The sequence below is a fragment of the Methylobacterium sp. WL18 genome (assembly GCF_008040015.1).
GTDB lineage: Bacteria > Pseudomonadota > Alphaproteobacteria > Rhizobiales > Beijerinckiaceae > Methylobacterium > Methylobacterium mesophilicum.
The window spans coordinates 1-6,123 of the sequence record NZ_VRVD01000276.1; the positions used below are offsets into that span (position 1 = coordinate 1).

7 protein-coding genes are annotated in these 6,123 nt (G+C 68.2%); all 7 read left to right on the top strand.

Features of this window, described 5'->3' with window-relative positions:
- The 7 genes from FV228_RS18070 (at position 1) to FV228_RS18100 (ending at position 5,912) form a co-directional block, all read left to right on the top strand.
- A complete protein-coding gene (locus tag FV228_RS18070) occupies positions 1-426 on the top strand; it encodes a hypothetical protein (protein WP_246693943.1) in 426 nt (141 codons plus the stop codon).
- Between the two features lie 5 nt (positions 427-431).
- Positions 432-1,406, top strand: coding sequence for a cytochrome c oxidase subunit II (coxB, locus tag FV228_RS18075; protein WP_147855894.1), 975 nt, complete (start codon positions 432-434; stop codon positions 1,404-1,406).
- Between the two features lie 19 nt (positions 1,407-1,425).
- The gene (locus tag FV228_RS18080; RefSeq protein ID WP_147855895.1) at positions 1,426-3,102 is read left to right on the top strand and encodes a cbb3-type cytochrome c oxidase subunit I; all 1,677 of its coding nucleotides are present in this window, start codon (positions 1,426-1,428) and stop codon (positions 3,100-3,102) included.
- Positions 3,099-3,758: a cytochrome c oxidase subunit 3 gene (locus FV228_RS18085; RefSeq protein WP_147855896.1), complete on the top strand. Its 660-nt coding sequence runs from the start codon at positions 3,099-3,101 to the stop codon at positions 3,756-3,758. Before FV228_RS18080 ends, FV228_RS18085 begins: the two co-directional genes overlap by 4 nt.
- A 1-nt stretch (position 3,759) precedes the next feature.
- Positions 3,760-4,071, top strand: coding sequence for an oxidase (locus FV228_RS18090; RefSeq protein WP_147855897.1), 312 nt, complete (start codon positions 3,760-3,762; stop codon positions 4,069-4,071).
- A gap of 141 nt (positions 4,072-4,212) precedes the next feature.
- Positions 4,213-4,998 carry a class II glutamine amidotransferase gene (locus FV228_RS18095; RefSeq protein WP_147855898.1) on the top strand — a complete coding sequence of 262 codons (786 nt, stop codon included), beginning with the start codon at positions 4,213-4,215 and terminating at the stop codon, positions 4,996-4,998.
- Between the two features lie 161 nt (positions 4,999-5,159).
- Positions 5,160-5,912 carry a NepR family anti-sigma factor gene (locus FV228_RS18100; protein WP_147855899.1) on the top strand — a complete coding sequence of 251 codons (753 nt, stop codon included), beginning with the start codon at positions 5,160-5,162 and terminating at the stop codon, positions 5,910-5,912.
- The last annotated feature ends 211 nt before the right edge of the window (positions 5,913-6,123 follow it).

Sequence of the window (6,123 nt, forward strand, 5' to 3'; positions counted from 1 at the left end):
CTGCTCGGCGCTCGCCCGGGGAGCGCCATCGCGCCGGGCAAGCCCGCCAACGCCCCGCGCGACCCCGACGATCCCGGATACGAGACCCGGGACGTCAAGGTCCGCAACACCGCGCTGGTGATGGCGGGCCTGGCGCTGTCCGTCCTGAGCGTGATCGGCACTATGGTCTGGATGATGGGCGCGTTCAGCGCGAGCCAGCGGCGGGCCCTGCCGACGCTGACGAAGCAGCAGACCGCGCCGCTGACGCCGCCGCCGCCGAACCTCCAGGCGGATCCCTACGCCGACCTCGACCGTCAGCGGGCCGCGGCCGAGGCGCGGCTCTCCGGCTACGGCTACAGCGATCCGGCCCGCACCCGCGCCCGCATTCCGGTCGATCGGGCGATGGACCTCGTCGTCGGCCGCTCCCTCGACGCGCCGGAACGGTAGGCAGGATGACGCCGAACCACGCAGCCCTGGAGCTTTGGCCCGCCGCGGTCTCCGGCACCGCGACCGAGACGGACCTGCTCATCCTGGCCTTCACGGTCCTGACCCTGCTGCTGACCGTGCCGGTCTTCGTGGCGATCACCTATTTCGCCCTGCGCTACCGCGAGGGCTCGGAGGCGGACCGCAGCCCCTCCGGCATCCGCTCCAACCTGATCGAGATCAGCTGGATGCTGATCCCGTTCCTGCTGACGCTGATCTTCTTCGTCTGGGGCGCCCGGGTGTTCATCGCCTCGAAGAACGCCCCGCCGGACGCCATGGTGATCGAGGCGATCGGCCGGCAATGGATGTGGAAGTTCCAGCATCCCACCGGTCAGGCCGAGATCAACGACCTGCACGTGCCGATCGGGCAGCCGATCCGCCTGCGCATCATCAGCCAGGACGTGATCCACGCCCTCTACCTGCCGGCCCTGCGCCTGCAGGTGGCGGCGCTCCCCGACCGCTACACCGACCTGTGGTTCAAGGCCGACAAGATCGGCACCTACCACCTCTACTGCTCCGAATATTGCGGCACCGACCATTCGGTGATGGGCGGCGAGATCAGCTTCATGAATCCCGGCGACTACCAAGACTGGCTGACCCATGCCGGCGCGCAGCAAGGCAAGGTCGCGGCCGGCCGCACCCTCTACGAGGCCTATGGCTGCGCCGGCTGCCACGATCCCGGCTCCGCCGTGAAGGCCCCGAGCCTGGCCGGCCTCTACGGCAGCCAAGTGAAGCTCGCCGACGGCCGCACGGTGACGGCCGACGACGCCTGGCTGCGCGAAAAGATCCTGAACCCGAACGGCGACCGGCTCGCCGAGGGCTACAAGCAGGTGATGCCGAGCTTCGCCGGCCGGATCCCGGAGGACGAACTCGGGACGCTCATCGATTTTCTCAAATCCTACACGGCGCCGGCCTCCGGCAAGGCCGCGCAGGCCACTCCATGACGGCGACGAGGGCGACACCATGAGCGCATCGGGCAGCGTCGGCGGCACGGCCCGCCGCGAGCCGCACGCGCCGGAGGCCACAATCGGGCGCAAGGCCGACTACCTTCACGCGGATTCGACGCTGCGCTCGTGGTTCCTCACCACCGACCACAAGCGCATCGCGATCCTGTACCTGACCTCGATCACCGGCTTCTTCGTGATCGGGGCGGTCGCGGCCGGCGTGGTCCGGCTGGCGCTGATCGTGCCCAACGGCGCGATCATGACCAATGACACCTACAACAAGGCCTTCACCATCCACGGCGTCGTGATGGTGTGGTTCTTCCTGATCCCGTCGATCCCGGCGACCTTCGGCAACTTCCTGATCCCCCTCATGATCGGGGCGAAGGACCTGGCGTTCCCCAAGCTGAACCTGACGAGCTGGTACGTGTTCATGGCCGGGGCGTTCTTCACCCTGGTCTCGCTGGTGCTCGGCGGCGTCGACACCGGCTGGACCTTCTACGCGCCGCTCTCCACCGCCTTCTCGAACACCTGGGTGCTGCCGGCCCTGATCGGCGTCACCATCGTGGGCTTCTCGTCGATCCTGACCGGGCTCAACTTCGTGGTCACCATCCACACCATGCGGGCGCCCGGCATGACGTGGTTCAAGCTGCCGATCTTCGTCTGGGCCCACTACGCCACCAGCCTGATTTTTTTGCTCGCCACGCCGGTGATCACGACCGCGCTGATCCTGCTGATCATGGAGCGGGGCTTCCACATCGGCGTGTTCGACCCGGCCTATGGCGGCGACCCGGTGCTGTTCCAGCACCTGTTCTGGTTCTACTCGCACCCGGCCGTGTACATCATGGTCCTGCCCGGCATGGGGGTGATCTCGGAGATCGTCCCGGCCTTCGCGCAGAAGAAGCTGTTCGGCTACCGGTTCGTCGCCTACGCGTCGATCGGGCTGGCCTCGGTGACCTTCTTCGTCTGGGGCCACCACATGTTCGTCAACGGTCAGAGCGACCTGGCCTCGCTGGTGTTCTCGGCCCTGTCGTTCGCGGTGGCGGTGCCGTCGGCCGTCAAGGTCTACAACTGGACCGCGACGATCCATAAGGGGAGCCTGCGGCTCGATACGCCGATGCTCTACGCGATGGGCTATATCGGCCTGTTCGTGCTCGGCGGCCTCACCGGGCTCTACCTCGCCACGCTCGCCATCAACCAGCACATCCACGCGACCTACTTCGTGGTCGCGCATTTCCACTACATCATGGTCGGCGGCACGGTGCTGGCCTTCCTGGGCGGCCTGCACTTCTGGTGGCCGAAATTCACCGGGCGGATGTACAGCGAGCCCTGGGGCCGGGTCTCGGCGATGCTGATCTTCATCGGCTTCAACGTGACCTTCTTCCCGCAGTTCATCCTCGGCTATCTCGGGATGCCCCGGCGCTACGCGACCTACCCGGTCGAGTTCCAGCTCCTCAACGTGCTGTCCTCGGCCGGCGCCACGATCCTGGCCGCCGGCTACATCTTCCCGATGCTCTACCTGGTCTATTCCCTGTGGTTCGGCCGCAAGGCGCCCGCCAACCCCTGGAACGCCAAGGGGCTCGAATGGGAGACCGGTTCGCCGCCGCCGAAGCACAACTTCCTGTCGCCGCCGGCGGTGCCGCGCATCCCCTACGATTACCCGATCCAGGCCCAGGAAGCCCAGGACCAGCACGGATGAGCGAAGGGCTGGCAGACGGCGTCGGGGTCGCCCGCGCCGGGCATTTCGAGACGGTGGCCCAGCAGCGCGCCGCCGCGACGCTGGGCATCTGGGCCTGGCTGATCACCGAACTCTTACTGTTCTCGGCCCTGTTCCTCGTGGCGCTGATCGTCCGGATCCAGCACCCCGAGGCGACCGTCGCGGCGGCCAAGCACCTCAAGTTCTGGATCGGCGCCACCAACACCGTAGTGCTGATCTGCTCCAGCTTGACCATGTCGATGGCGATCGAATTCTCGCGGATCGGCTGGCCGCGCGCCATGGTCCGGGCGATGCTCGCCACCGCGGCGCTGGGCGGCCTCTTCCTGTTGCTCAAGGGCTACGAGTACTACGCCGACTGGGCCGAGCACATGATGCCGTTCCTCGGCAGCCGGCCCTTCGCGCTGGCCGAGACGCCGCCCGCGCGGCTGTTCGTGAACCTCTACTACGTCGCCACGATCCTGCACGCCGTGCACCTGTTCACCGGCATCGCGCTCCTGCTCGGCATGACCTGGATGGCCGCCAAGGCCGGCTTCCTGTCCCGGCACCAGAACTGGATCGAGGTCTACGGCCTCTACTGGCACTTCATCGACCTGGTCTGGATCCTGGCCTTCCCGATCCTCTACGTGGTCAACCGGTAGGATGCGCAATCCCCTCGCCACCCTGAGCGCCGACGACCGCGCCCTGCTCCGGCGGCGGCTGCGCACGCCGGTGCTGACCTTCCTGGCGCTGCTGGCCCTGCTCGCCGTCAACGTCACCCTGGGCACCACCCTGCCCTTCGCCAAGGTCTGGATCGTCGAGCTCCTGGTCGTCGCCGTGATGGTGGCGCTGATCCTCCTGGTCTCCATGGAGGTGATCCACGAGCCGCCGCTGATCCGGCTGTTCTCGGGGATCGGCTTCTTCTGGGTCGCCATCATGTTCGGCATGACGCTGACGGATTATCTGGCGCGGTGAAGCCGATGAATTCCATGGTCCGGGCACCAGGCGACGCCAACACAGTGTCGTGATCCGGTCCGATGCACCGGGCCGGCTTCCACTTCGGCGCCACGCACTCTAAACGTCGCCCCGTCCCCGCTCGGCTCCGGCTTTATCCTGATGTGCGAACTGCTCGGCATGAGCGCCAACGTGCCGACCGACATCCGCTTCTCGTTCGCCGGGTTGGCCCGGCGTGGCGGCGAAACCGGGCCCCATGCCGACGGCTGGGGCATCAGCTTCTACGACGGGCGCACCTGCCGCAGCTTCCACGAGCCGGAGCCGAGCTCCCGCTCGCAGCTGGCCCGGCTGCTGCGCGACATGCCGATCAAGAGCCGCATCGTCGTCGCCCACGTGCGCAAGGCCAATCGCGGCCGGGTCAGCCTGGAGAACACCCATCCGTTCGCCCGGGAATTGTGGGGCCGCCGGTGGACCTTCGCGCATAACGGCCAGCTCAAAGGCGTGAAGCGTCTGCCGCTCGGCGGGTTCATGCCGATCGGCTCGACGGACAGCGAGCACGCCTTCTGCTGGATGCTCGGCCGCCTCCAGGCGCGGTTCCAGGCCCTGCCCCGTCCCGCCACACTGGACCGCGCCGTGGCGGATCTCGCGGGCGACCTGCACGCCATGGGCGTGTTCAACATGCTGCTGACCGACAGCCGCACCCTCTACGCCCATTGCGGCAAGCGCCTGTGCTACCTCACCCGCCGCGCGCCGTTCGGCACCGCCACCCTGATCGACGAGGATTGGCAGGTGAATTTCGCGCAGGAGACCTCCGAGAGCGACGTGGTCACGGTCGTCGCCACCCAGGCGCTCACCCGGGACGAGCGCTGGACCGACCTCGCTCGCGGCGACGTCCTCACCCTGCGGGACGGGGCGATCCGCCTGTTGAGACCGGCCGGGGCATCTTAAGTCCCACCTGAGCGAGGGTGCATGCCGCCCCCCGATGCGCTAGAACGACCGTAACAGGAGCGCATCGGCCGGACTTCAGGGGAGGTTCGGCCGGCAAGCGATCCGCCTCGACCGCCCCGGACCGCAGGTCGAGCCACGATAAGCTGACGAGCGCGATACGCATGACCCGCGACGACACCGACACCGCCCTGTCGCATGAGGACGGGCTTCGGGATGCGCTTCGGGATGGCCGCCCGAATCTCGCCCCGAACATCCGCACGCATCTCGGCGAGCACCTGCGCACCGTCTACGAGCGGATCGGCGAGGAGGTGCTGCCCTCCCGCTTCGCCGACCTGATCGAGAAGCTGGAGGAGGCGCTGCGCGCCCGCGGCGAGGCGATCGAGCCGGAGTTCCGCAACGGCCTGCTCGCGGCCGTCCCGTCCCTGCGCGCCTTCGCGCTGTCGCTGACCTCGAACCCCGCCCGCTCCGACGACCTCGTCCAGGATACCCTGCTCAAGGGCTGGCAGCACCGCGCCCGGTTCCAGCCGGGGACCAACCTCAACGCGTGGTTGTTCACCATCCTGCGCAACATCTTCTATTCGGATCACCGCAAGCGGGTCCGCGAGGTCGAGGACCAGGACGGCTCCTACGCGGCGCGGCTGGCCACGGCCCCGCACCAGGGCGACCGGCTCGATGTCGAGGACCTGCAGTCGGCCCTGGCCAAGCTACCGCCGGACCAGCGCGAGGCGCTGGTGCTGGTGGGGGCCGAGGGCGTCTCCTACGAGGAGGCCGCCACGATCATGGGCTGCAAGGTCGGCACCGTGAAGAGCCGGGTCAGCCGTGCCCGCGGCCGCCTGGCGGAGCTGCTGGGCTACGACGAGGAGGATCTCGGCTCCGACCGGTTCATCCAGTCGGCGATGCCCAAGGACGCGTAGGAATCGCGCCGGGCGGCCCGCCGCCGTCGCGAAAAAAGATGCATCCGAATCCGGGGCTCGGGCGTTACCGGCCCGAGCTTCGTCGCCTCGCTGCGGCGGAACGCCACGGATTGGAGATGTCCCGTATGACCTTCAAGACCCTTATCGCAGCCTCGGCCCTCGCCCTGTCGCTGCCGCTGGCCGCCCAGGCCCAGGGCACCATCCCGGGTGC